At 73.9% G+C, this 24,682-nt stretch carries 21 protein-coding genes; 14 read left to right on the top strand and 7 right to left on the bottom strand.

Going from position 1 to position 24,682, the window contains the following annotated elements:
• From FHX74_RS20900 to FHX74_RS03090, 5 genes are read left to right on the top strand one after another with little or no spacing between them, the layout of a single operon-like run.
• Positions 1-828 (top strand): carbohydrate ABC transporter permease, encoded by an 828-nt coding sequence (locus FHX74_RS20900; protein WP_182558588.1) that lies wholly within the window; start codon positions 1-3, stop codon positions 826-828.
• Positions 825-2,096: a Tm-1-like ATP-binding domain-containing protein gene (locus tag FHX74_RS03105; RefSeq protein WP_182558587.1), complete on the top strand. Its 1,272-nt coding sequence runs from the start codon at positions 825-827 to the stop codon at positions 2,094-2,096. Before FHX74_RS20900 ends, FHX74_RS03105 begins: the two co-directional genes overlap by 4 nt.
• A 7-nt stretch (positions 2,097-2,103) precedes the next feature.
• Positions 2,104-2,946 (top strand): phosphoenolpyruvate hydrolase family protein, encoded by an 843-nt coding sequence (locus tag FHX74_RS03100; protein WP_182558586.1) that lies wholly within the window; start codon positions 2,104-2,106, stop codon positions 2,944-2,946.
• The gene (locus FHX74_RS03095; RefSeq protein ID WP_182558585.1) at positions 2,946-3,284 is read left to right on the top strand and encodes an EthD family reductase; all 339 of its coding nucleotides are present in this window, start codon (positions 2,946-2,948) and stop codon (positions 3,282-3,284) included. The genes FHX74_RS03100 and FHX74_RS03095 overlap by 1 nt, the downstream gene beginning before the upstream one ends.
• A complete protein-coding gene (locus tag FHX74_RS03090; RefSeq protein ID WP_182558584.1) occupies positions 3,281-4,417 on the top strand; it encodes a Gfo/Idh/MocA family protein in 1,137 nt (378 codons plus the stop codon). Before FHX74_RS03095 ends, FHX74_RS03090 begins: the two co-directional genes overlap by 4 nt.
• 218 nt (positions 4,418-4,635) lie before the next feature.
• Here the strand turns inward: FHX74_RS03090 and FHX74_RS03085 are convergent, their stop codons facing one another.
• Genes FHX74_RS03085 through FHX74_RS03065 form a run of 5 tightly spaced genes read right to left on the bottom strand, consistent with a single transcriptional unit; the run spans position 4,636 to position 12,390 of the window.
• Positions 4,636-5,835 (bottom strand): vWA domain-containing protein, encoded by a 1,200-nt coding sequence (locus FHX74_RS03085; protein ID WP_182558583.1) that lies wholly within the window; start codon positions 5,833-5,835, stop codon positions 4,636-4,638.
• Positions 5,832-8,249 (bottom strand): DUF5682 family protein, encoded by a 2,418-nt coding sequence (locus tag FHX74_RS03080; protein ID WP_220483399.1) that lies wholly within the window; start codon positions 8,247-8,249, stop codon positions 5,832-5,834. Before FHX74_RS03080 ends, FHX74_RS03085 begins: the two co-directional genes overlap by 4 nt.
• 3 nt (positions 8,250-8,252) lie before the next feature.
• A complete protein-coding gene (locus tag FHX74_RS03075) occupies positions 8,253-9,389 on the bottom strand; it encodes an ATP-binding protein (RefSeq protein ID WP_182558582.1) in 1,137 nt (378 codons plus the stop codon).
• Positions 9,386-11,071 (bottom strand): DUF5691 domain-containing protein, encoded by a 1,686-nt coding sequence (locus tag FHX74_RS03070; protein ID WP_182558581.1) that lies wholly within the window; start codon positions 11,069-11,071, stop codon positions 9,386-9,388. Before FHX74_RS03070 ends, FHX74_RS03075 begins: the two co-directional genes overlap by 4 nt.
• Positions 11,065-12,390 (bottom strand): SWIM zinc finger family protein, encoded by a 1,326-nt coding sequence (locus FHX74_RS03065; protein WP_182558580.1) that lies wholly within the window; start codon positions 12,388-12,390, stop codon positions 11,065-11,067. The genes FHX74_RS03070 and FHX74_RS03065 overlap by 7 nt, the downstream gene beginning before the upstream one ends.
• Before the next feature lie 170 nt (positions 12,391-12,560).
• On the opposite strand from FHX74_RS03065, the gene katG reads away from it, so the two are divergent.
• Entirely contained in the window at positions 12,561-14,825 is a 2,265-nt protein-coding gene (gene katG / locus FHX74_RS03060; RefSeq protein ID WP_235970087.1) for a catalase/peroxidase HPI, read from the top strand.
• On the opposite strand, the gene FHX74_RS03055 is transcribed toward katG, so the two are convergent.
• Together FHX74_RS03055 and FHX74_RS03050 are read right to left on the bottom strand one after the other, a co-directional pair.
• Positions 14,804-15,439, bottom strand: a complete 636-nt coding sequence (locus tag FHX74_RS03055) for an MSMEG_6728 family protein (RefSeq protein ID WP_182558949.1) — start codon at positions 15,437-15,439, stop codon at positions 14,804-14,806. The two genes, katG and FHX74_RS03055, sit on opposite strands and share 22 nt — an antisense overlap.
• A 128-nt stretch (positions 15,440-15,567) precedes the next feature.
• Positions 15,568-17,427: an FAD/NAD(P)-binding protein gene (locus tag FHX74_RS03050; protein WP_182558579.1), complete on the bottom strand. Its 1,860-nt coding sequence runs from the start codon at positions 17,425-17,427 to the stop codon at positions 15,568-15,570.
• 240 nt (positions 17,428-17,667) lie between these two features.
• On the opposite strand from FHX74_RS03050, the gene FHX74_RS03045 reads away from it, so the two are divergent.
• From FHX74_RS03045 to FHX74_RS03010, 8 genes are all read left to right on the top strand, one after another.
• Positions 17,668-17,877 carry a Flp family type IVb pilin gene (locus FHX74_RS03045; RefSeq protein WP_182558578.1) on the top strand — a complete coding sequence of 70 codons (210 nt, stop codon included), beginning with the start codon at positions 17,668-17,670 and terminating at the stop codon, positions 17,875-17,877.
• A gap of 78 nt (positions 17,878-17,955) precedes the next feature.
• Positions 17,956-18,348 (top strand): TadE family protein, encoded by a 393-nt coding sequence (locus FHX74_RS03040; protein WP_182558577.1) that lies wholly within the window; start codon positions 17,956-17,958, stop codon positions 18,346-18,348.
• Positions 18,336-19,352: a pilus assembly protein TadG-related protein gene (locus FHX74_RS03035; protein WP_182558576.1), complete on the top strand. Its 1,017-nt coding sequence runs from the start codon at positions 18,336-18,338 to the stop codon at positions 19,350-19,352. The genes FHX74_RS03040 and FHX74_RS03035 overlap by 13 nt, the downstream gene beginning before the upstream one ends.
• A gap of 9 nt (positions 19,353-19,361) precedes the next feature.
• Positions 19,362-20,120 (top strand): Flp pilus assembly protein CpaB, encoded by a 759-nt coding sequence (cpaB, locus tag FHX74_RS03030; protein WP_182558575.1) that lies wholly within the window; start codon positions 19,362-19,364, stop codon positions 20,118-20,120.
• Entirely contained in the window at positions 20,117-21,394 is a 1,278-nt protein-coding gene (locus FHX74_RS03025; protein WP_182558574.1) for an AAA family ATPase, read from the top strand. The genes cpaB and FHX74_RS03025 overlap by 4 nt, the downstream gene beginning before the upstream one ends.
• Entirely contained in the window at positions 21,391-22,842 is a 1,452-nt protein-coding gene (locus FHX74_RS03020) for a CpaF family protein (RefSeq protein WP_182558573.1), read from the top strand. The genes FHX74_RS03025 and FHX74_RS03020 overlap by 4 nt, the downstream gene beginning before the upstream one ends.
• On the top strand, positions 22,839-23,777 hold the full coding sequence (locus FHX74_RS03015; protein ID WP_182558572.1) for a type II secretion system F family protein: 939 nt from the start codon (positions 22,839-22,841) through the stop codon (positions 23,775-23,777). Before FHX74_RS03020 ends, FHX74_RS03015 begins: the two co-directional genes overlap by 4 nt.
• A 12-nt stretch (positions 23,778-23,789) precedes the next feature.
• Positions 23,790-24,680: a type II secretion system F family protein gene (locus FHX74_RS03010; RefSeq protein ID WP_182558571.1), complete on the top strand. Its 891-nt coding sequence runs from the start codon at positions 23,790-23,792 to the stop codon at positions 24,678-24,680.
• The last annotated feature ends 2 nt before the right edge of the window (positions 24,681-24,682 follow it).

Genomic DNA, 24,682 nt, shown 5'->3' with positions numbered 1-24,682 from the left:
GTGACCACCGCGCGCATCCGGGCGCTGTTCACCGTGGTCAAGGTGCTGCTCGGGCTGCTCTTCCTGCTGCCGCTGGTCTGGATCGTGCTGACCTCGTTCAAGAGCGAGATCCAGGTGCTCCAGGCGCCGAACAGCGTGATCTTCACCCCGACGCTCTCGACCTACCGCGAGGTCATCGGCTCCAGCCTGGGCGCGATCCTCACCTCGGTGCAGATCGCCGTCTTCGTCACCGCGGCGGTCGTGCTGCTGGCGGTGCCGGCCAGCTTCGCCATCTCCCGACGGCTCAGCGCCGGCGTCACCCGCTACATCTCGGTGTTCCTGGCCGTGCTGCTGGTGCTGCAGATGATCCCGCAGCCGATGACGGTCATCCCGCTCTACAGCGTGCTGGCCAGCTGGCACATCCTCGGCAGCCTCGGCGGGCTGATCCTGGCCGACATCACCCTGCTGCTGCCGTTCGCGATCATGCTGCTCCGGCCGTTCGCCATGGCCATCCCGCCCGCCCTCTACGAGGCTGCGCAGATCGACGGCGCCAACCGCTGGCGTTCCTTCCGCTCGATCACCGTGCCGATGATGAGCAACGGCATCTTCACCGTGATCAGCGTCATCTTCATCTCCTCCTGGGGCGAGTTCGTCTACGCGATCAACTTCCTGCCCCAGGGCACGGTGCTGCCGGTCAGCGGCCTGCTGGCCAGCCAGAACACCACCTACGCCGCGAACTGGAACAGCCTGATGGCCCTCGCCGTGCTGACCTCGCTGCCGCTGCTGATCGTGTTCATCGTGTCGCAGAAGCGGCTGGTCAACGGCCTCTCGCTCGGCGCGGTGAAGTGACTGGGACGGATCCCGGCCGACCGACGGTCGCGCTGGTCGGCGCCCTCGACACCAAGGCCGAGGAGTACCGGTTCGTCCGCGACCGGCTGCGGGCCTCCGAGCTCGCCACCCTGGTGGTCGACGTCGGCGTGCTCGGGTCACCCCGGCTCGAGGCCGACCTCTCGCGCGACCGGGTCGCGGCCGCCGGCGGGGTCGCGCTGGACGGCCTGGTCGACCGCCACGACCGGAACGCGGCGATGGAGGCGATGGCCACCGGCGCGGCCCGGCTGGTCGCCGAGCGGCAGGTCGCCGGAGAGGTGTCCGCAGTGGTCGTGCTCGGCGGCTCGAACGCCGGCTTCGTGATGAGCCGGATCGCCCCGGCGTTGCCGTTCGGGGTGCCCAAGGTGCTGGTCTCCACCATGGTGGCCGGGGACACCCGGCCCTACGTCGGCACCAGCGATCTGATCATGTTCGCGCCGGTGGTCGACCTGGCCGGCCTGAACTCGGTCAGCGCGCCGGTGCTCGCCCGGGCCGCCGACGCGGTGGCCGGGATGCTCGCCGGGGCACCGGTGCCGCCGCCGCCCGCAGGCGCCCGGATCGCCGCGACGATGGTGGGGCTGACCACGCCGCTGGTCACCGCCGTCCAGCAGCACGTGGTCGCCGGTGGCGGCGAGCTGCACGTGTTCCACTGCACCGGCACCGGTGGGCGCGCGATGGAGGCGATGATCGGCGACGGCGTCTTCGACGCGGTGGCCGACCTCACGCCCACCGAGCTGGTCGACGCCGAGCTCGGCGGGATCTGCACCGCCGGGCCGGACCGGATGACCGCCGCCGGTCGGCGCGGGCTCCCCCAGCTGGTCAGCGCGGGCGCTCTCGACATGATCAACTTCGGACCGCGGGACACCGTCCCGGCCCGCTTCGCCGGACGTCGCCTGCACCAGCACAACCCGGTGATCACCCTGGTGCGCACCAGTCCGGAGGAGAACGCGCGCATCGGCGCCGTGATCGCCACCCGGCTCAACGCGTCCACCGGACCGGTCGAGGTGCTGGTGCCGGCCCGAGGGTTCTCCGCGATCGCCGTCCGGGGCGAGCCCTTCCACGATCCCGATGCCGACCGCGCGCTGATCGCGGCCCTCGAGCGCGACCTGGCGCCCCGGATCCCGCTGCACGTCCTCGATCTGGCCGTCAACGACCCCGAGTTCGCCGCCGAGGCCATCGCCACCCTCGACCGCCTGACCGGCCGGACCCACGTCCCGCCGTCCCGACCGACCGCACTCTCCGAGAGGTGACCCGAGCATGCCCACACGACCCGCGCCGCCCACCCGCACCGAGATCCTCACCCGGCTGAGGGAGAAGGTCGCCGCCGGCCACCCGATCATCGGCGGCGGCGCCGGCACCGGGCTCTCGGCCAAGTGCGCCGAGGCCGCCGGTCTGGACTTCATCGTCATCTACAACTCCGGGCGCTACCGGATGGCCGGGCGGTCGTCGATGGCCGGGCTGATGCCCTACGGCGACGCCAACGCGATCGTGATGGAGATGGCCGGCGAGGTGCTCCCGGTGGTCGACCGGATCCCGGTGGTGGCCGGCGTCTGCGGGTCGGACCCGTTCCGGCTGATGCACCGGTTCCTCCGCGAGGTCAAGGACGCGGGTTTCTCCGGCGTCCAGAACTACCCGACGGTCTGCCTGTTCGACGGGATCATCCGGGCCAACCTCGAGGAGACCGGGCTCGGCTTCGACCGCGAGGTCGACATGATCGCCCAGGCCCGCGAGCTGGACCTGCTGACCTGCACCTACGTCGCGAACCCGGACGAGGCGGCCGCGATGGCCGCCGCCGGGGCCGACATCGTCGTCCCGCACATGGGCTTGACCACGTCGGGGATGATCGGCGCGCAGACCGCGCTCGGACTCGAGGAGAGCAAGGTGAAGGTCGGCGAGCTGGCCCGGGCCGCCCGCGAGAAGAACCCCGACGTGCTGGTGGTCTGCCACGGCGGGCCCATCGCCGGACCGGAGGAGGCTGCCGAGGTGATCGGCGCGGTTCCCGAGGTGCAGGGCTTCCTCGGCGCGTCGAGCATGGAGCGACTGCCCACCGAGGTCGCGATGGTCGAGCACATGAGCCGGTACACCAGGATCACGCTCTGATGCACCGGATGACGATCCTCTACGAGCGACCCGACGACCTCGCCGCGTTCCGGCGCTACTACGAGGACACCCACGTGCCGCTCGCCCGCCGCATGCCCGGACTGACCGGCTGGAACCTGTGCTGGCTCGACGAGGCCGCCGGGGACGCGGCCGCGGACGGGGTGGGAGCGGGGACCGACTGGGCGCTGGTGGCCGAGCTCTACACGGTGGACCGGGAGGCGATGACCGCGATGCTCGATTCTCCCGAGGGTCGCGCGGCGCGGGCCGATCTGGACAACTTCGTGACGGCGCGGGTGGTCTTCCTGACCGGTGACGAGGTCGAGGTGGCGCTCGCGTGAGCCGCGGGCTGACGATCGCCGTCGTCGGACTGGGTTTCGGCTCGGACTTCGTCCCGATCTACCTCTCGCACCCCGACGTGGCCCGAGTGGTCATGGTCGACACCGACTCCGAGCGGCGACGACGGCTGGCCGCGAGCTTCGCGATCGAGGACGGCTACGACGACCTCGACCAGGCGCTCGAGGATCCGGACGTGGACGCGGTGCACGTCCTGACCCCGGTCTTCCTGCACGCACCGATGGTGGTGCGCGCACTCGGAGCCGGCAAGCACGTCGCCTGTGCCGTCCCGATGGCCACCACGCTGGACGACCTGTCCATGATCATCGAGGCGCAGCGGACTTCGGGCCGCAACTACATGATGATGGAGACCACGGTCTACGCCCGCGAGTACCTGGCGGTGCGGCGGATGCAGGAGGCCGACGAGCTCGGCGCGCTGACCCTCTATCGCGGCTACCACGTCCAGAACCTCGACGGGTACCCGCGCTACTGGCAGGGCTACCCGCCGATGCACTACCTAACCCACGCGCTGTCGCCGCTGCTCGCGCTGCTCGACACCACGGTGGCGACGGTCACCACACACGGCGCGGGACGGCTGACCCCCGACCGCGCGGTCGGCGGCTTCGACAACCCGTTCCCGGCCGAGGTCGGGCTGTTCCGGCTGCACGACAGCGACGTGCTCGCCGACATCACGATGGCGTTCTCGCAGACCGCGCGGGCCTACGTCGAGGGCTTCTCGCTCTACGGCCAGCGGCGCGGCATCGAGTGGCCGATCGACAACGAGGGCCCGCTGACCGTGTTCGACATGAGCGGACCGCCTGCCGGTGGGCGCGGCAACCAGGTGACGACGTCCAGCCTCGAGGTGCCCGACCGGCCGGAACTGTTGCCCGAGCCACTGCGGCCGTTCGTCCGACCGACCCGGTTCCGGCACGGCGCGATGACCGAGCCCGTCGACGTCGGCGCCCACCACGGCGGCTCGCACCCGTTCCTGGTCCACGAGTTCGTCTCGAGCATCGTCGAGCAACGTCTGCCGGCCATCGACGCGGTCCGCTCGGCCGCCTGGACGGCCCCGGGCATCTGTGCCCACGCCTCCGCGCTCGCCGGGGGCCGCGAGGTCGAGGTGCCCGCCTTCGGTTGAGCGCCAGTTGCGGCTCCGCGCTTCGACGGGCTCAGCACGCGGACGCGAGTGCGAACCCCCACCCAGTGCCCTGAGCCTGTCGAAGGGCGAGCTCGGCGCTTCGACAAGCTCAGCGCGCGTCTTGAGGAGCATCCCTTCCACGGTTGGGTCGACCCTCCACTCACCACAAGCGCTTCGGCAGGCTCTGCGCGCGTCCTGGCTGAGCGCAGGACGTGGGCTCAGGGGGTGTCGGGCTCGGCGAGGGCGATGCCCTGGGTCGCGGCCCAGGAACCGATGTCGCGGCGCTCGATCGCGGTGGCCATCAGCTCCGGGAACTGGTCGGGGGTGCAGGCGAAGGTCGGGACGCCGACGGCGGCGAGGGCCGCAGCGTGGTCGGCGTCGTAGCCGGGGCGACCGGAGTCGCTCAGCGCGAGCAGGGTGATCATGGTCGCCCCGGAGCCGACCACCGCGGCGGCCCGACGGACCAGCTCCTCGGCGAGCCCGCCCTCGTAGAGGTCGGAGATCAGCACCAGCACGGTGTCCTCGGGTTGCTCGATCAGCCCCTGGCAGTAGGCCAGCGCCTGGTTGATGTCGGTGCCGCCACCGAGCTGGACCCCGAACAGCAGGTCGACCGGGTCGTCGAGCTCGTCGGTCAGGTCGGCCACCGCGGTGTCGAAGACCACCAGCCGTGTGTCCACCGACCGCAGCGAGGCCAGCACCGCACCGAACACGCTGGCGTAGACCACCGACTCGGCCATCGAGCCCGACTGGTCGAGACACAGGATGATCCGGCGCTCCACCCTCGTGCTGCGCCGGGCGTGCCCGACCAACCGCTCCGGGATCACCGTCCGGTGCTCGGGCTGGTAGTGCCGCAGGTTCGCGCTGATGGTGGCCGGCCAGTCCACGTCGGACGGTCGCGGGCGCCGGGTCCGCGCCGACCGGTTCAGCGCGCCGGTGACCGCCTGGACGGTGGCCGACCGCAGCCGCTCCTCGAGCTGGTCGGTGACCGTCCGCACCACCGCGCGGGCCGTCTCGCGCGACCGCTCGGGGATCACCCGGTTGAGCCCGACCAGCGTGGTCACCAGCCCCAGGTCGGGCTGGACGGCCCGCATCAGCTCGGGTTCGAGCAGCAGCTCGGTCAGTCCGAGCCGGCTCATGGCGTCCGACTGGAGCACCTGGACCACCGAGGACGGGAAGTAGGTGCGGATGTCGCCCAGCCAGCGGGCCACCCGCGGCGCCGACGCCCCCAGACCACCCCGACGCGGTCCGTCGTAGAGCTCGCGGAGCGCGGCGTCGCGGCGCTGGTCGTCGTCGTCGAGCGTCGCCGCCTCACCGATGCCGTCGGCGTCCTCACCGCCGAGCACCAGCCGCCACCGGATCAGCCGGTGCCGGTCCTCGCCCGCGTCCGCGTCGTCGGACAGCACGTCCTCCTCGCTCACCGGTCGTCCTCCGGGCCGGGCAGACCCAGCAGCCGGGTCACGGTGGCCAGCGCAGGCGCGGCCAGCGCCAGGTCGAGCCCGAGCGACGCCTCGACCACCCGTTCCCCGGTCCCGATCCGGCGCAGCCGCTCGCCGAGCAGCCGCCGCTCCCCCGGCTCGAACCGAGCGAACGTCCGCCGAACCAGCGGCAGCAGGTCCTCGAACACCGGTTCGGGCGCCGCAGCCAGCCAGCCGTCGATGGTGGCCAGCAGGTCGTCGCCGTGGATCAGCAGCATCGCCTCGCCGGTCAGGAAGCCGTCGAGCCAAGCCGCCGCCGCGGGGGCCGGCGTCCCGGTCGAAAGCCTTCGGGCCAGCCGCCGGGCGGCGGTGTCGCGGTCGACCAGCCCGGCGTCGAGCAGCAGCCGGGTGGCCCGTCCGGACACCGAGCCGTGTACGCGGTCGTCGGCGGCCACCGCGGCCAGCGCCTGTCGCCACGGACCGGTCAGCGCGGGCCGGTCGAGCAGCGTGATGCCGCGGTCGGCACTCTCCACCGCCGTCCGGGCGGTCTGGGCGCCGTCGTCGTCCAGCCCGACGCAGGCGGCCCGCAACCCGACCGCGACCCGGACCACCACCGTCTCCAGCACGGCGGACACCTCGCCGAGGTCGACGCCGCGGACGTCGCCGTAGCGGCAGGTGCGACTGAGCGGCTCGACGGTGCGGAGCAGCGCCAGGGTGTCGTGCTGCCGGGCCGTGCGTTCGGCGAGCACGGCGACCGCGGCCCGCAGCCCGTCCGGCAGGTCGGCGAGCAGGCACCGCTCGATCAGCACGCCGAGTGCGGTCAGGTCGGACGCGTCACGGGCCAGCTCGGCGGCGCGCGCGGCGGCGGCGTCGGGCACGGTGGTGCCGTAGAGGCTGGCCTCGATCACCGCGACGGCCAGCTCCGGCGACCAGGCCAGCTCCCAGGCCTCCTTGAAGGTGCCGGTGCTGCGACCGGCGTCGACCTCACGGCCCCACCCGATGCCCAGCAGGTCGAGCCGGTGCAGCAACACCGAGCGCGCCAGCTGGCTCTCGCGGCGCAGGTCGATCTCGATGGTCCGCGGCTCGGCGGTGACCGGCAGCCGCAACCGGCGCTGGGTGGCGGCGAGGTCGGCGGCGAGCGGGACGGTCGGGGTCGAGTCGGGCACCCGCCCCAGCTCCTCGCCCACCACGAGCGTCCGGTCGATCAGCCGGAGCGGCAGGTCGGAGCCCTCGGTGAGCACGGTCCGGGCGGCGTCCTCGAGCTCGGTCAGCCCGACCGACGGACGCCCGCGGACCGCGGCCAGCGCCCCGGCCAGCCGGGTCGCCTCGACCACCGAGGCGACCGAGGTGTCGAGCTGTTGCTCGCGGAGCGCGCGGCCGACCCGGACGAACCAGGAGGCGACCACCGCGTCGTCGGGGGTGGTGAACAGGTGCCGGTACCAGCCGGGCGAGCGGACGCCGGCGCCGTAGCCGCTGGCGTAGCCGAGCCGGGCCGCGCTCCACGGCACCCAGGTGGCCCGCACCTTGATCCGGGGCTGCCGGACCGTCAGGGCGGTGTCGCGCGCGACCGGCGGAAAGGCCGCGGGATCCAGCACGGGGGCGTGGAAGGCGCCACAGACCACGGCGATCCGCGACCGGCCGGCCTTGAGCTCGGCCCGCAGCGTCCGGCGCATGAACGCCTCGCGGCGCGGGTCGTCGTCGTCGGCGAGCTGGTCGCGCGCCCCGGCCATCGCCTCGCGCAGAGCGGCGAAGTGCGTCAGGGCCGAGGTCTCGGCGCCGGTCCGTCGCTGCTCGACGGCGTCCTCCCACCACCGCTCGGGGTCGTCGTAGCCGGCCGCCTCGGCCAGCGCCGCGATCGGGTCGCTGCGGCGGAGCGCCACCCCGGCGGCGCGACCCGGCCGACCGCGACGCGGCTCGGCGTCATGATCATCGGCGTCGTGATCACCAGCGTCATGATCATCAGCGTCATCATCCTCAGCGTCATGATCACCAGAGTCATGATCAACACCGTCGTCACGACCACGGTCGAGGTGATCACCGGCGAGCAGGTGGGTGGCCGGCAGGTCGGCGAACCGGACCTCGACGCCGTGCTCCAGCGCCCAGCGCAGCGCCACCCACTCGGGCGAGAACACCGCGAACGGATAGAACACCGCCCGGCGGGGCTGGTCGACGGCATAGACCAGCGCGGCCACCGGTGGCACCAGGTCGGGATCGGCCGCGGTGGCCACCAGGTCGTCGAGCTCGGGCGGGCCCTCGATCACCACCAGCTCGGGGCCCAGCTCGTCCAGCGCGCGGAGCACCGAGCGTGCCGATCCCGGCCCGTGGTGCCGGACGCCGAGCACCTCGACCCGCGGTCCGCCCACCTGCTCTGGCTGCTCGGCCGCCGCGACCTGCGAGACCTGCTCGACCGGGGGCACGGGTCAGCCGAGCTCGCGGCAGGCGCGGTAGAGGTCGGCCCAGCTGCGGCGGTCCTTGACCACCGTCTCCAGGTACTCCTGCCAGACCAGCCGGTCCTGCACCGGGTCCTTGACCACCGCGCCGACGAGCCCGGCGGCGACGTCGTCGGCCCGGACGGTGCCGTCGCCGAAGTGCGCGGCCAGGGCGAGACCGTTGGTCATCACCGAGATCGCCTCGGCCGTCGACAGCGTCGCCGACGGCGACTTGACCGTGGTGCGCTGGTCGGCGGTGGTCCCCGACCTGAGCTCGCGGAACACCGTGACCACCCGCTCGATCTCGCTGGTCGCGCCGACGTCGGCGGGCAGGGCGAGCCCGGCACCGATCGCCGCCACCCGGGTGCGGACGATCTCCACCTCCTGCTCGAGGGTGTCCGGCAGCGGCAGCACCACGGTGTTGAACCGGCGCTTGAGCGCCGAGGACAGCTCGTTGACGCCCTTGTCGCGGTTGTTGGCGGTGGCGATCACGTTGAACCCCGGCCGCGCCGGCACCTGGGTGTCGAGCTCGGGCACCGGGAGCGTCTTCTCGCTGAGGATGGTGATCAGCGCGTCCTGGACGTCGGCGGGGATCCGGGTCAGCTCCTCGATGCGGACGACCGCGCCCGACTCCATCGCCCGCATCACCGGGCTCGGCACCAGCGCCGCGCGGCTCGGTCCCTCGGCCAGCAGCCGGGCGTAGTTCCAGCCGTAGCGCAGCGACTCCTCGGGCGTCCCGGCGGTGCCCTGGACGACCAGCGCCGAGCTGCCGGAGACCGCGGCGGCCAGGTGCTCACCGACCCAGGTCTTGGCGGTCCCGGGGACGCCGAGCAGCAGCAGCGCCCGGTCGGTGGCCAGCGAGGCGACCGCGATCTCCATCAGCCGCCGCGAGCCCAGGTACTTCGGGGTGATCACCGTGCCGTCGCCGAGGGTGCCGCCGAGCAGGTAGGTGGTGACCGCCCACGGCGACAGCCGCCAGCGCGGTGGCCGCGGCCGGTCGTCGGCGGCGGCCAGCGCGGCGAGCTCGTCGGCGTAGGCCACCTCGGCGGGTTCGCGGAGCACCTCGCGGGCCGTGAGCACCTCGGCCCCGGGTGCGGGGTCGTGGTCCGGGGCGGGTGGCGTCGTCATCGGAAGGCCTCGCTGATCGATCGGCGGAGTGAGTGGACCTGCAGGACGGCGCGGAGGGTGGTGGCCAGCGACCGGTCGAGACCGGCCTCGGAGAGCCAGCCTTCCACCGCGGGCAACGCGGCCGGGTCGAGGGCCGTGGACAGCGGGGCCCGCAGGGCGGTGACCGTGGCCGCCGGGTGGGGCAGCGCGTGCAGCCGGGCCAGCACCGCGCGGCTGAATGCCGCCGACCAGGGCTCGTCCAGCGTCGCGAAGGCCGACTCGAGCACCGGCCGGCTCGCCGGCGCCGCCGCCGACGGACCGCCGGCCCGCCCGGCCGATCGGGCGTCCCGGACCCGGGGCTCCAGCAGCCCGAGGACGACCCGCTCGCGTCGCTCGGGCGGCAGCACCGGCAGCAGCCCGGGCAGCAGGCCCGGGCCCGGGTCGCGGTCGAGCAGCGCACCCGCCCAGTCCGGGTCGCGCTGGTCGCGGGCCGCGCGCGCCAGCCCGCGGAGGACGTCCGGGTCGGTGATCCGTTCGAGCGTGGTCTCCGGGTCGGCCCGGGCGAGCTCGCGCCAGACGGCCAGCGGTGCGGCGGCGCAGATCTGCTCGAGCCACCAGCCGCGGGCCGAACGCTGCGGCGGGGGCGGTCCGAGTCCGTCGCGGACCCCGGCCGGGTCCGGGTCGGCCGGGACGCCGATCTCGAGCCGCCGGCCGGTCAGCCCGGCCCGGTGGACCAGCGTGCGCAACCGGTCGGCCATCCGGCCGGCCCGGGCCGAGCCCGGCAGCCGGTCGAGCAGGGTGGCCGCGGTCTCCCGGACGGCGCGGCCGCGGTCGTCGAGCGCACGCTCGAGCAGCGGCTCGTCGTCCGGCCCGATCCCGACGGCCAGCGCGGCGAGCAGGTCAGCCCGGTCGCGGGCCCCGTCGGTGGTCCAGGTCGACTCCACCAGCACCCGGCCGCGCGCCGGGTCGGTGCGGCGGAGTCGCCCGAGCAGCGCGACCCGGGCCGGGGTGGGCGTGCGGGCCCAGTCCGCTCCAGCAGGGGCCGCGTCTACAGATACCGCGTCGGCAGGTGCCGCGTCAGCGGGGGCGGAGGGATCCGGTGCCGGGACGGCCTCCTCGAGCCGACCGAGCCAGCGCCAGTCCGGGTTGAGCGCGGCCAGCCACCGGCCACGCCGGCCGACCACCGCGGCGACGGCCGGTCGGAGGTCGCGGTCGCGGGCCCCGAGGGCCAGCACCACGGGCAGCAGCGGCGGGGTCACCAGCACCCGGGCGGCCCGGGCGTGCGCGAGCCAGTGGACGACCAGACCGCGCTGGTCGACGGGCCCGGGTGGGCTGGTCAGCACCAGCTCGAGCAGCTGCACGGCGCGGGCCCCGGCCGTCGGCGCGGTCTCCGCGGGCGCCGGTTCGGCGACCGGCACCGGACCGGGACGGCGGCCGACGCGGTCGAGCACCCCGGCCAGCGCCGCAGCGTCGAGCAGGGCCACCGCGGCGTCCGGAATCGCGGCGGCGTCCGGAGTCGCGGCGGCGCCCGCGGTGCCGCCGTCGGCGGTCTGCGCCGCGGGCGCGCCGAGCCCCGCCGGCAGCGGCGGGACACCGCGGCGGGCCGTCCCCAACAGCGCCGCGGTGCCGAGCTCGCGCCACCAGTGGTCCACCGGGTCGGATCCGGCCGCCTCGACCACGCTCGGGTCCACGACGGTCACCATCCCACCAACCCGCCGCCGACCGCGGCGGCCAGCGGCCGCAGCCGGCCGTGCTCGTACTCGCCGAACAACCGGTCGGCCCGGCCACCGGTCAGCGCGAGCAGCGGCCACGGCTCGACGTCGGCGGTCAGCGCGAACCCGGTGCCGTCGGCGGCCGCGGCCACCAGCCGCCCGGGGCGCTCCGGGTCCGGCCCGACCGTGACCCGGTCGAGCAGCACCGGCATCCGCTGGGCCCACGGGTTGGCCGCGACCAGCGCGGCGAACGCCTCGGCCACCTGCGCCGGCGGCGTCCCGGCCGGCGGGGTCTCGCCGGTGGCCACCACCAGCGGCTCGTCGACGAACAGCCCGCGTCGCGGCCCCCGGCCGGGGTACAGGGCCACCGCGGCCTCCAGGGTCGAGCCGACCGTCCTAGCCACCGGCAGCACCTGTCCACCGGCGGCGAAGTCGAGGAACTGGACGGTCAGCCCGCTCTCCGCCCCGCGCAGCCAGGTGCGCTGCTGGAGCAGCCGGCCGTCGTCGGTGCGGTGCGCACCGAGCACCAGCCAGCGGTCGCGGACGCTTCCCCGGCGGCGGACGCTCTCGCTCGCCACCGACCACCCCAGGTAGGCCCGCAGGTCGCCGAGCTGGTCGTCGTCGAGCCGGTCGCGGCCCAGCCAGGCGCGGGTGGCGGTCCACCACCGGCCCAGCGCGCGGAGCAGCGCCGCGGCCCAGTCGGTCCGCCCCGCCACCTCACCGCCCACCGACCGGACGTCCTCGGCCAGCCCGGGCAGCTGGGCGTCGACCAGTCGGGCGGCCACCTGGTCCCACCAGCCGTACGGCTGCTGCCGGGCCGCCGCCGTCCCGGTGCGGGCCAGGTCGGTCAGCCAGCGGGAGAAGTCGTCGACGCCGGCGTCCATCAGCGCCAACCGGCGGGCCAGCCGCAAGGCCGCGGCGGCCTCGTCGGGCTGCCGGGTGGTGGCCGCCGCGGCGTCCCGGGACGCGTTCCGAGCCGCGCGCTCGGCCGCCCAGGCCGCGGTCGCCTGGTCCGAGGGCGTCGCGACCTCGGCCACCGAGCCCTGGCCGTCGACCCAGAGCAGCAGCAGCGCGAGACCGTGCTTGCACGGGAACTTCCGGCTCGGACAGCTGCACCGGAACGCCGGCCCGGTCAGGTCGACGCTCACCTGGTAGGGCGTCCGGCCCGAGCCCTGGCACCGGCCCCAGACCAGCAGGTTGGTCGAGCCGGTCTCCGACCACGGCCCCGGCCGGGCCAGCCGGCGGGCGGCCGCCAGCGACGCCTGGTCGGGGGCCAGGGCGGCGACCTGGGCGTGGCTCCAGCGGCTCATGACCCCGCCATCATCACCGACGGCACCGACAGTCGGACGGTCGGCTGACGACCCGCTGAACGGGGATGAACTGCTTCGCCCGAAGACTTGATTCGTTCCAGATTGTGCGCCACCGTAGGCGGTGCAGCGCCTGTCTGCCCCACCGAGACCTCCGAGACAGCGAAGGATCCATGTCAGACACCGATCGCACCGAGCACGTCGACAACGACACCCGCGAAGGGTTCATGAACACCGAGGAGGCGGGCGGGTGCCCGGTCGGCTTCGGGCGTGGCAGCTACCCCACCGAGGGCGGTAACTCCAACCAGCGCTGGTGGCCCCGGTCGCTCAACCTCTCCGTGCTCCGCAAGCACGGCCCGGCCTCCGACCCGATGGACGCCGACTTCGACTACGCGGCCGAGTTCGCGACTGTCGACCTCAACGAGCTCCGGGCCGACATCCAGCAGGTGATGACCACCTCGCAGCCCTGGTGGCCGGCCGACTTCGGCCACTACGGCCCGTTCTTCATCCGGATGGCCTGGCACAGCGCCGGCACCTACCGGGTCGCCGACGGCCGCGGCGGCGCGGGCGCGGGGATGCAGCGGTTCGCCCCGCTGAACAGCTGGCCGGACAACGCCAGCCTGGACAAGGGCCGGCGGCTGCTCTGGCCGGTCAAGGCCAAGTACGGCAAGCGGCTCAGCTGGGCCGACCTGATCATCTTCACCGGCAACTGCGCGCTCGAGTCGATGGGGCTGAAGCCGTTCGGTTTCGCCGGCGGGCGCCGCGACGTCTGGGAGCCAGACCAGGACGTCTACTGGGGCCCGGAGGAGACCTGGCTCGGTGACGAGCGCTACACCGGTGACCGCGAGCTCGAGTCGCCGCTGGCCGCCGTCCAGATGGGTCTGATCTACGTCAACCCGGAGGGCCCGAACGGCAAGCCGGACCCGCGGGCGTCCGCGGTGGACATCCGCGAGACCTTCGGCCGGATGGCGATGAACGACGAGGAGACCTTCGCCCTGATCGCCGGCGGCCACACCTTCGGCAAGACCCACGGTGCCGCTGATCCCGACCAGTACGTCGGCCCGGAGCCCGAGGGCGCCCCGATCGAGCTGCAGGGCCTCGGCTGGGCCAACAGCTTCGGCTCGGGCAAGGGCCGCGACGCGATCACCAGCGGCATCGAGGTGACCTGGACCTCCACCCCCACGCAGTGGAGCAGCAAGTACCTGGAGAACCTCTACAACCTCGAGTGGGAGCTGACCAAGAGCCCCGCCGGCGCCTACCAGTGGCAGCCGGCCGGCGGCGCCGCGGCGAACACCGTCCCCGATCCCGAGGACGGCACCCTCACCCGGCCGCCGACGATGCTGACCACCGACATCGCGCTCAAGGTCGACCCGGTCTACAACGAGATCGGCCACCGGTTCCTCGCCGACCCGGACGCGTTCGCCGACGCCTTCGCGCGGGCCTGGTTCAAGCTGACCCACCGCGACATGGGGCCGATCCAGCGCTACCTCGGCCCGGAGGTCCCCGCCGAGGAGCTGATCTGGCAGGACCGCGTCCCTGCGGTCGACCACCCGCTGGTCACCGACGCCGACGTCGCCGAGCTCAAGAGCCGGGTGCTCGACTCGGGTCTGTCGGTCGCCGACCTCGTCAAGACCGCCTGGGCCTCGGCCTCGACGTTCCGCAGCAGCGACAAGCGCGGCGGCGCCAACGGCGCCCGGATCCGGTTGGAGCCGCAGAGCGGCTGGGAGGTCAACGAGCCCGACGAGCTGCACCGGGTGCTCACCACCCTCGAGGGGGTCCGGTCGGCGTTCAACGAGCGGACGGGCGGCGGGACGAAGATCTCGCTGGCCGACCTGATCGTGCTGGCCGGCGACGCGGCGCTGGAGAAGGCGGCCGCCGACGGCGGTCACCCGATCACCGTGCCGTTCACCCCGGGCCGGACCGACGCCACCCAGGAGCAGACCGACGTCGAGTCGTTCGTCCACCTCGAGCCCACCGCGGACGGCTTCCGCAACTACCTGGGCAAGGGCCACCGGCTGCCGGCCGAGTACCAGCTGGTCGACCGGGCCAACCTGCTCGGGCTGACCGCGCCGGAGATGACCGTGCTCGTCGGTGGTCTGCGGGTGCTCGGCGCCAACGTCGGCGGGTCGCCCCACGGCCAGCTGACCGACCGGCTCGGGACGCTGAGCAACGACTTCTTCGTCAACCTGCTGGCCTTCGGGACCGACTGGAAGCCGGTCGAGGGCGAGGAAGGCACCTACCAGGCCGTGGACAGCGCGACCGGGGAGAAGAAGTGGACCGGCACCCGCAACGACCTCGTCTTCGGGTCCAACTCCGAGCTGCGGGCGGTGGCCGAGGTCTACGCCAGCGACGACGCGGGTGAGAAGTTCGTCCGCGACTTCGCCGCGGCCTGGACCAAGGTCATGAACGCCGACCGCTACGACCTGCTGGAGGGCTGACCTCCCGGGTCCGACCGGTTCCGACGGCCGGGTCCTGCCCCCGCTCCCTTCCGAGCGGTAGGGCGGGGGCCGGCCGTCGGCGTTCCCGGGGTCGCCTGACCCTCGGCCCGAGCCGCGGCCCGGGCGGCGCGCTTCGCCTCGCGCTCGACGACCGCGGGCGAGCGCACCGGCCAGTGGTAGGGCAGGTCAGCCGGGGTGTCGGCCGGGAACAGCGGCCCGTAGTGGTGGGGGTCCTTGCCGAGCAGGGCGGACCGGTGGCTGCGGTGCAGGGTCTCGTCGCCCAGCCACCCGGGCAGCGCCCCCGCCGCGTCGAGCTCGGGCCAGCTGCGGATGCCGGTGATCCCGGCGGCCGCGAGGTCGGCCCGGATCGTGTCGGCGCAGGTGTCGCCGAAGCCGTGCGCGGTCCAGAGCGTGCAGGCCAGCAGCCCGTAGCGGCCCAGCGCCTCCTCGAAGCCCTTCCACATCAGCACAGCCGGGTGGTTCGCCCAGGCGTAGCCCGGCACGGTCAGGGCGCGGACGATCTGGATCACCTCGACCCGCTGCTTGCCGAGCCGCTTGACGTCGAGCGTGCGCAACGAGGTCTCGGCGTCGGGGAACGGGAGGAACGTCTGCAGGGGGCTCGCCTCCGGGCGGCGGGCGGCACGGTGACCGCGGACGGCAGCGCCGCCGGCTGGACGCCCGTCCAGGCTAGGCGGTCCGTGACCGGGCCCGACGGGGCCGGGAGGTCACGGAACGGTGCCGCTCAGTGGCGGCGGAGCCGCTGGTCGCGCGCCACCGTGCGCAGCGCGTGCGCGGCGGCCCGCTCGGCCCCGACCAGCATCTTGTCCGCGGTGTGCGCGATGGCCCCGATGGCCGCGTACCACTGGATGTCGCCGGCCGGCGAGCCGAGCACGACCCGCCGTGGATGCGGACGTCCCGCCGCGTCGATCAGCAGGAACTCGTCGGTGGTGACGTCGAGGGTCGCGGTCTCGATCACCCCGCCGTCGGGACCGCGGACGGCGTGGAACCGGGCCTGCCCGTCGGCGAGCTGCGAGCGGACCAGCGGGTCGTCGGTGCGCCGCAGGTCGCCGAGGCTGACCCGGGCGTCGACCAGCGCGTGCGCGGTGCGCCGCTGCCCGGGCACGGCGGTCCGGGCCACGAACCGCTCGTCCTCGACGTCGATCCGCAGCCCGGGCCCGAGCAGCTCGACCAGCCCGGCCCGGCGGAGCGCGACCAGCTGTTCGAAGCGCTCGGGCGGTGGACCGCTGGCCAGGGCCAGCGCCCGCGGCCAGAAGACGTCCCGCAGCACGGTGATCACCGAGGCGGGCTCGAACACCCGGGCCAGCACCAGCCGGCTGATCCGGCGCCGCGCGGTGTCGACGGCGCGGTGGGCGATCTTGTCGGCGTTCTGCTCGGGCCGGCGGATCCGGTCGAGCTCCGCGGCGACGTAGTCGTCGACGAAGGCCTGCCAGTCGTCCTCGTCGGCGAACGGACCGTGCGCGGTGGCCGGGTGGGCCGCCGCGTCGAGGTCGAAGCGGCCGGTCGTTCCGGGGCCCGGCGGGGCGGGGCCGGTCGGGTCCGCGGCTCGCGCGGCGGCGTGGACGTCGGCCAGGTCGGCGCGCAGCGCAGCCAGCGTCTCGGCAGCGTCGAGGTCCTCGCGGCCGGCGTGCTCGGCGAGCACGCTCCGCTCCCAGCTCGCGGACAGCCGGGGCAGCTCGACAGGACGGGGCAACGCGTCGGCGAACCAGGCCTTGGCCCGGTAGGGCAGCGCGTGCCGCGAGCCGGCGACCAGCTGCGGTTCGCGGCCGGAGGCGAGATAGACCAGCTCGCCGTCACCGCGGCGGGCGAAGCGGCCGCCGCGCCCGGTGGTCAGCAGCCCCACCACGTCGAAGAAGTTGGCCCCGAGCCCGCGGACCAGCACCGGCCGTCCGGCGGGGACGACGTCCCAGTCCTGCTCGGCGGCCAGCCCGGGCGGGACGTGGACCAGGCCGAGCTCCTCGGCCGCCGTCGCCAGCCGCGCGGTCTCGGTGTCCCCGGCCCCGGTGAGCAGGCCCTGGGCCAGCACCACCACGTCGGCCTCGATCCGCTCGCCGTCGGCCAGCACCACCTGCTGGCGCCCGTCGTGCTCGTGCAGCGCGACCACCCGGCCGCGGCGCGGCCGGAAGCGCAGCCCGGGCGGCGCCTCGCGGACCACCCGGTCGAACGCCCAGCGGAAGTAGACGCCCTGGAAGGCGCGGGTCGGGAAGCTGGCGGGCCGGATGGTCCGGGCCTCCTCGAGCACCCACGGCGCGGTCCCCGGTGGCAGCTCCGCACCGCCCGTCCGGCCGTCGGCGTCCCCGGTGATCATCGCCGCCCACTCGGCCAGGGTCGGGCCGGTCCGGGTGGGGCCCGCGGTGGGCACCGTCTCGTCGGCGAAGACCGTGGTCTCGGCGCAGTAGGTGTTGTTGAGCAGCAACCGGTCCTGATCGGTGCGCCAGGCACGGCCGGCGCCGACCTCGACCGCGTCGACGACGTGCACGGTCAGCTCGACGTCCGGGGCCAGCACCGGGTGGTCGGCGACCAGCCGGGCGGCGACGGCGATCGCCCGCGGCCCGCCGCCGACCAGCACCACCGACGCGTCCACGGGGACAACCTAACGGTCGCGCCCGCCCGGCTGAGGAAGTCCCAGCCGACCAGGGGAATCGTTGATCAACATCTCAGCCGGAACGGCCCCTTCCGGCTGGACCGGAGACCCCCGGATTTGTCATGCTCCTGCCACGGCCCGATCGGTGGGATACCCGGGCCGGACACGGAATGCGGCGGGGGCCCTGTTCCAGCACCATCTCCCCCTTCTCCACCCCCGATCCTCCACAGGAGCCCCCGAATGTCCCAGTTCCTCCTCAACCTCTACGGCACCCTCTTCACCCTGCAGGGTCGCGTCGAGGACCACTTCGCCGGTCGCAAGGACCGCGGCGCTACCGCCGTCGAGTACGGCCTGCTGGTCGGTCTGATCGCCGTGGTGATCATCGCCGCCGTCACGCTGCTCGGCACCAACCTGCGGGCGATGTTCAACAACATCGCCGGCTCGCTCTGACCGCTCGGTCGGACTGACCACCGGACCCGGTGCGACGGCGCGGCCGTCGCACCGGGTCTTGATCATGGAGCGAACACCGTGGACCGCACCCGCACGGAGCGTGGTGCCGCCGCCGTCGAGTTCGCGCTGGTCGCACCGCTGCTGATCCTGCTCGTGGTGGGGATCACCCAGTTCGGGCGGGCGTACGCCGCCCAGGCCCAGCTGACCAACGCCGCCCGGCAGGCCGCGCGCACCATGGCGTTGCAGAGCAACGTCTCGGCCGCCCAGGCCGCCGCCCAGGCCGCCGCACCGACCCTGAACCTGACCACCGGTCAGATCTCGGTCACCCCCTCGACCTGCACCACCAGCACGTCGTCGCCGACCGCCACCGCGGTGGTGACCATCAACTACCCCTTCACGTTCCTGGCCAGCTCGATGCTCGGCGGCCCGGTGACCCTGCACGGACGGGCGGTCATGCGATGCAACGGCTGATCACCCGGCTTGTCAGCCGGCTGCTCGGCCCGCGCCGCCGGCGGGTCCGCCGCGCTGATCATGGAGGCGTCAGCGTCACCGTCGCGCTGCTGATGATCCCGGTGCTCGGCTTCGCCGCGGTCGCGCTCGACGCGGCCGGTCTCTACGCCACCAAGGCCCAGCTGCAGAACGGCGCCGACGCGGCCGCGCTGGCGGTGGCGCAGAACTGCGCCCGCCGCGCCTGCGGCACCCCGGCGGCCACCGCGGCCGGCCTGGCCTCGGCCAACATGATCACCGGCAGCGCGAACGCCGCCGTGTCGCCGGCCGGGCTCTCGCCGAGCACAGGTCAGGTCACCGTCACCACCAGCACCACCCGGACCAACCTGTTCGCCGGCGTGCTGGGCTCGCGGAGCACCCCGGTCACCGCGCGGGCCACCGCCCGCTGGGGCACCCCGAGCGGCGGCACCGCCGTGCTGCCGCTGACCTTCTCGCTGTGCGAGTGGCGCGCCCAGACCGGCCTGCTGTTCGGGCTCAGCGCCTCGTTGGGGCTGCCGGCCTCGACGACCGCCGTCACCATCCTGTTCACCAAGACCTCCAACACCGGCTGCACCGGACCCTCGGGCAACATCGTCCCGGGCGGCTTCGGCTGGGTCGACCCCAACGCCGGCGGCTGCCAGGCGATCAGCGTCGTCGCGGGCGTGATGTCGTCCTCCACCGGGAACAGCCCGCCCGGCAGCTGCAGCGCGAGCGCGTTCGCCGGCTTCCAGAACAAGACGGTGCTGCTGCCGATCTTCGACTCCTGGAGCGGCACCGGCAACAACGCGACCTACCGGGTCTACGCCTACGCCGCCTTCACCATCACCGGCTACTACTTCGCCGGTCAGTACGGCTGGAACGACCCGTGCAGCGGCAACGCGCGCTGCATCCGCGGCTACTTCACCGGGATGGTCTCGCTCGACTCCTCGTTCACCTACAGCACGTCGGCACCCGACCTGGGTGCCGAGGTGGTCGTCCTCACATCCTAGGAGACCGGTGTGAAACGCCGTCTGCTGGCCGCCGTGCTGGCCCTCGTCCTCGCCCTCGGCGGCGGGGTGGTGCTGCTCCGCTACGTCACCGGCGCCGACCGGCGCGCGATGGCCGGCATGGCCACCACCTCGGTGCTGGTGGCCACCGCGGCCATCCCGGCCGGCACCCCGGCCGACGAGCTCGCCGGGATGGTCAAGCTCCGCACCCTGCCGCAGGTGGCGGTCGCCGACTCCGCCGCACACGACCTGACCAGCCTGGCCGGCAAGGTGAGCACCGCCGACCTGGCCCCCGGTGAGCAGGTGCTCACCACCCGGTTCGCCGCTCCGGACGCAGTCCACCTGCCGCCGGAGCTCCCCAAGGGCACCCAGCAGGTCACGGTGCTGCTCGACCCGCAGCGCGCGGTCGGCGGCAACCTCGCCGCCGGGGACAAGGTCGGGGTCTTCCTCAGCACCGACTTCAACAACCACCCGCTCACCCACCTGGTGGCCTCGGAGGTGCTGGTGATGAACGTGGTCGGCGGGACCTCCACCGCCGGCACCGGGAGCAACGACACCGCCGCCGGCGACGGCGGGTCGGCCGGCGGCAAGGGCGGCACCGCGGCCGCCGCCGGCAACGGCGGGGTGACCGTCACCCTGGCCGTCGCGACCCCGCTGGCCGAACGGCTGGTCTTCGCCGCGGAGCACGGCACCGTCTGGCTGTCCAAGCAAAACGCCGACACCACCGACACCGGTCGCTCGGTGATCACGGAAGGCAACCTCTACCGATGAACTCCCTCGTGCTGGTCTCCCCCGCCGCCGAGCTCGCCGACCGGCTCCGGGCCGCCGCCCCCGACTACGCCCTCACCGTCGTCGACGGACCGCTGCCCGCCGTCCCGGCCGAGCTGTTCGCCCGGGTCGGCGGACCGTGGACCGCCACCGTGCTGGTGATCGACGCCCGGACCGACCCGGCGGTGGCGCTCGGGCTGGCCGGCCAGCTCTCCACCACCTGCCCGACGCTCGGCCAGGTGCTGGTCGGCACCGACGACCTCGCTCTGGCCGCGCTCCGGGCCGGCGTCCGCGACGTCTGCCCCCCGACGGCCACCGCCGAGCAGCTCCGCCGCTCGCTGGCCCTGGCGGGCCGGGCCTCCACCCACGCCGGGACGGCGGCTCCGGTCACGCCCGGTCGGCTGATCAGCGTCGTGTCGCCCAAGGGCGGCGTCGGCAAGACGACGGTGGCCTCGAACATCGCGGTCGGGCTCGCGCTCCGCGAGCCGGCCTCGACCGTGGTGGTCGACCTCGACGTCCAGTTCGGCGACCTGGGCAGCGCCCTCGACCTCGAGCCCGAGTTCTTCCTGGCCGACACCGTCCGCGGCGCGGCCCGGAACGACGCGATGGTGCTCAAGAGCTTCCTCACCCAGCACCGCACCGGGCTGTACGCGATCTGCGCACCGCCGAGCCCGGAGCAGGCCGACGAGCTGACCGCCGACGACATCACCGCCCTGCTCCGCACGCTGAAGAGCCAGTTTCGCTACGTGGTGGTCGACACCGCGCCCGGGCTGAGCGAGCACACCCTCGCCGCGCTCGACGAGACCACCGACCCGGTGCTGGTGACCAGCATGGACGTCCCCGGGATCCGCGGGTTGCGCAAGGAGCTGGACACGCTGTCCCGGCTCAACCTGCTCCCCGGCCAGCGCCAGCTGGTGCTCAACATGGTCGACCGGAAGAACCAGCTGACCGTCGCCGACGCCGAGGCCACCGTCGAGGCCCGCTTCGACCTCACCCTGCCGCGGTCGCGGGCCGCGCTCACCTCGGTCAACCAGGGCGTCCCGCTGCTCGAGTCGCGGCTGCGCGACCCGCTGACCAAGCAGCTCGACCTGCTGGTTACCCGGCTGGCCGGACCCGCCGACGGCCCGCGGGGCGCCGGACCGGCTCCGCGGCCGGCCGAGCGCCGCCGCATCGCCCGGACCAAGGGTCCGGAGCCGCGCCGCGCGGCCAGCCGGTGGCGACGCGCGACGGCGGCGGTGGTGGCCGCCCCGGCCGTCCCCGCGGCGGTGGTCCGGTGAAGCTCTCCGAACGCCTCCAGCACCCGGGCGGCGCCGACGGCGTCAACCCCGGCACGCCCGAGCGGGCCGGGGTCGCCGCGCCGCCGTCCGTCGCGACAGCGGCTCCGACGCCGGCGGGCGGAGTCGCGGTCGCGACCCGGCCTGCGCCCGACCCGTCGGAGTACGACGCGCTGTCCCGGCTCAAGAGCCGGGCGGCCGGCGAGCTCTACAACCGGATCGGCAGCCGGCTCAACGACCCGACGCTCGGCGAGGCCCAGCTGCACGAGCTGGTCCGCAGTGAGCTGGCCAAGGTCGTCGAGTCCGAGCGGATCCCGCTCAGCGGCGACGAGCAGCACCGGCTGATCCGCGAGGTCCAGGACGACGTGCTCGGACTCGGTCCGCTGCAACGGCTGCTCGACGACCCCTCGATCACCGAGATCATGGTCAACGGCCACGAGATGATCTTCGTCGAGCAGGACGGCAAGCTGGTCCGCTCGACCAGCCGGTTCGCCTCCGAGCAGCACCTGCGCAAGATCATCGAGCGGATCGTCTCGCGGGTGGGCCGGCGGATCGACGAGTCCTCGCCGCTGGTCGACGCCCGGCTCGCGGACGGCAGCCGGGTGAACGCGGTGATCCCGCCGCTGGCCTTCAACGGCTCGTCGCTGACCATCCGCAAGTTCAGCACGGACCCGTTCCGGGTCGAGGACCTGATCCGGTTCGGCAGCCTCACCCCCGAGATGGCCGAGCTGCTCAGCGCGTGCGTCCGGGCCCGGCTCAACATCATCGTCTCCGGCGGCACCGGGACCGGCAAGACCACGCTGCTCAACGTGCTCTCCTCGTTCATCCCCCACGACGAGCGGATCGTGACCATCGAGGACGCCGTCGAGCTCCAGCTCCAGCAGGACCACGTGGTCCGGCTGGAGAGCCGCCCGCCCAACATCGAGGGCAAGGGCGAGATCACCATCCGCGACCTGGTCCGCAACTCGCTGCGGATGCGGCCCGACCGGATCGTGGTCGGCGAGGTCCGTGGCGGCGAGACGCTCGACATGCTGCAGGCGATGAACACCGGTCACGACGGCTCGCTGTCGACGGTGCACGCCAACTCCCCGCGGGACGCGATCGCCCGGCTCGAGACGCTGGTGCTGATGGCCGGGATGGACCTGCCGCTCCGCGCGGTCCGCGAGCAGATCTCCTCGGCGGTCGACCTGATCGTGCAGCTGACCCGGCTCCGCGACGGCACCCGCCGGGTGACGGCGGTGACCGAGGTGCAGGGCATGGAGGGCCAGACAGTGACCATGCAGGACGCGTTCCTGTTCGACTACTCCGCCGGTCTCGACGACCGGGGCCGGTTCCTCGGCCGTCCAGTGGCCACCGGCGTCCGGCCGCGATTCACCGACCGGTTCGAGGAGCTCGGGATCCGGGTCTCGCCGGCGATCTTCGCCCTGCCCGACCCGAGGAGCCGGCGATGACCCTCACCGGCCCGGTGCTCGGCGCGCTGGGCGCCTGCACGCTCGCGGTGGCCCTGCTGGTCTGGGTGCTGCTCGCGCCGCGCCCGGCCCCTCTGCCGCTGCGCCGCCGTCGCGGCGAGACCGTGGCGCAGCCGAGCGCGCTGTCCCGGCTCAGCGCCTCCGCCATCCGGCTGGCCGAACGCGCGGTGGGTCGGCGCGGCGCCGACGGCACCGACCTGCTCGACCGAGCCGGACTGAGGATGTCGCTGCCCGAGTACGTGGTGGTCAGCGCCGGGCTCGTGCTGGCCGCGGCGGCGGTCGGGGCGGTGGCCGGCGGGCCACTGGCCGCGCTGGCCCTGGCGCTGCTGGTGGGCATCGGCTCGCGGTTCAACCTCACCGTGCGCGTCGGCCGGCGCCAGCGCGCCTTCGCCGACCAGCTCGAGGACTCGCTGCAGCTGATGTCGAGCAGCCTGCGGGCCGGCCACAGCATGCTGCAGGCGCTGAACTCGGTGGCCGCCGAGGCCGAGTCGCCCACCTCGGACGAGTTCACCCGGGTGATCAACGAGGTCCGGGTCGGCCGGCCGGTGGTGGAGACGCTGACCGAGACCGCCGAACGGATGGACAGCAAGGACTTCGTCTGGGTCAGCCAGGCCATCGCGATCAACCGCGAGGTCGGCGGCAACCTCGCCGAGGTGCTCGACGGGGTGGCCGCGACCATCCGTGAACGCAACCAGATCCGTCGTCAGGTCAAGTCGCTCAGTGCCGAGGGCACCATGTCGGCCTACGTGCTGATGGCGCTCCCGCTCGGCATCACCGCCTTCCTCTCGATGACCAACCCGGGCTATCTGGCGCGGTTCACCGAGGGGCCGATCGGCTGGATCATGATCGGCGTCTGCGTGCTGCTGATGACGGTCGGGGCGATCTGGCTGCGCAAGGTCACCAAGATCAGCTTCTGAGAGGAGGAACCGATGCTTCCCGTCACCGTCTGGATCGGGCTGGCCGCCTGCACCGCGGCCGTGCCGCTGCTGGTCCTCGCGCTGACCGCCCGTCCCGACCCGGTCCGCACCGCGGCGCTGCAGAACCTGCAGCGCGGCCTCGTCGGCCCGGCGGCATCCCCGGAACAGCAACCCCAGCGTCCGTCCCGGCTGGCCGCGCTCGGCCGCGCGGTGGCCCGACCGGCCGGTGTCGCCCGGCTCGACCGGCTGCTCGCCACCGCCGGGCGTCCGGCCGCCTGGCCGCTCGAGCGGCTGCTGGTGATCAAGATCGTGCTGCCGGTGCTGGTGCTGGTGCTCGGCGGGCTGTTCCTGCTCGAGCGGGCGACGCCGCTGCTGGTCTGTGCGTTCCTGCTGATGCTGGGCATCGCGGCCTTCCTGCCCGAGCTGCTGCTGCACAGCCGTGGCCAGGAGCGCACCCAGCAGATCCAGCTCGAGCTGGCCGACACCCTCGACCAGATGACCATCGCGGTCGAGGCCGGCCTCGGCTTCGACGCGGCGATGGCGCGCGCCGGCGAGAACGGCACCGGACCGCTGGCCGAGGAGCTGCTCCGCACCCTGCAGGACACCCGGATGGGACGATCGCGGCGCGAGGCCTTCGAGGAGCTCAGCCGGCGCACCGCCACCGCCGACCTGCGCCGGTTCATCCGGGCCGTGCTGCAGGCCGACGCCTACGGCGTCTCGATCGCCGACGTGCTGCGCACCCAGGCCGACGAGATGCGGCTCAAGCGCCGCCAGCGGGCCGAGGAGAAGGCGATGAAGATCCCGGTCAAGGTGATCTTCCCGTTGATGTTCTGCGTCCTGCCGGTGCTGTTCATCGTGCTGCTCGGCCCCGCGGTGCTCGACATCGTCAAGGCCTTCAGCTGATC

It is taken from the genome of Microlunatus kandeliicorticis (assembly GCF_014137855.1).
In the GTDB taxonomy this organism is placed as follows: Bacteria; Actinomycetota; Actinomycetes; order Propionibacteriales; family Propionibacteriaceae; genus Microlunatus; species Microlunatus kandeliicorticis.
This window is presented reverse-complemented; position numbering and strand designations above follow the sequence as displayed.

Bases quoted from the DNA above. Each gene is read 5' to 3' on its own strand.
- FHX74_RS03100 (WP_182558586.1), top strand. From the start codon at position 2,104: ATGCCCACACGACCCGCGCCGCCCACCCGCACCGAGATCCTCACCCGG.
- FHX74_RS03095 (WP_182558585.1), top strand. From the start codon at position 2,946: ATGCACCGGATGACGATCCTCTACGAGCGACCCGACGACCTCGCCGCG.
- FHX74_RS03075 (WP_182558582.1), bottom strand. From the start codon at position 9,389: ATGACGACGCCACCCGCCCCGGACCACGACCCCGCACCCGGGGCCGAG.
- FHX74_RS03070 (WP_182558581.1), bottom strand. From the start codon at position 11,071: ATGGTGACCGTCGTGGACCCGAGCGTGGTCGAGGCGGCCGGATCCGAC.
- FHX74_RS03065 (WP_182558580.1), bottom strand. From the start codon at position 12,390: ATGAGCCGCTGGAGCCACGCCCAGGTCGCCGCCCTGGCCCCCGACCAG.
- katG (WP_235970087.1), top strand. From the start codon at position 12,561: ATGTCAGACACCGATCGCACCGAGCACGTCGACAACGACACCCGCGAA.
- FHX74_RS03045 (WP_182558578.1), top strand. From the start codon at position 17,668: ATGTCCCAGTTCCTCCTCAACCTCTACGGCACCCTCTTCACCCTGCAG.
- FHX74_RS03035 (WP_182558576.1), top strand. From the start codon at position 18,336: ATGCAACGGCTGATCACCCGGCTTGTCAGCCGGCTGCTCGGCCCGCGC.
- FHX74_RS03025 (WP_182558574.1), top strand. From the start codon at position 20,117: ATGAACTCCCTCGTGCTGGTCTCCCCCGCCGCCGAGCTCGCCGACCGG.
- FHX74_RS03015 (WP_182558572.1), top strand. From the start codon at position 22,839: ATGACCCTCACCGGCCCGGTGCTCGGCGCGCTGGGCGCCTGCACGCTC.
- FHX74_RS03010 (WP_182558571.1), top strand. From the start codon at position 23,790: ATGCTTCCCGTCACCGTCTGGATCGGGCTGGCCGCCTGCACCGCGGCC.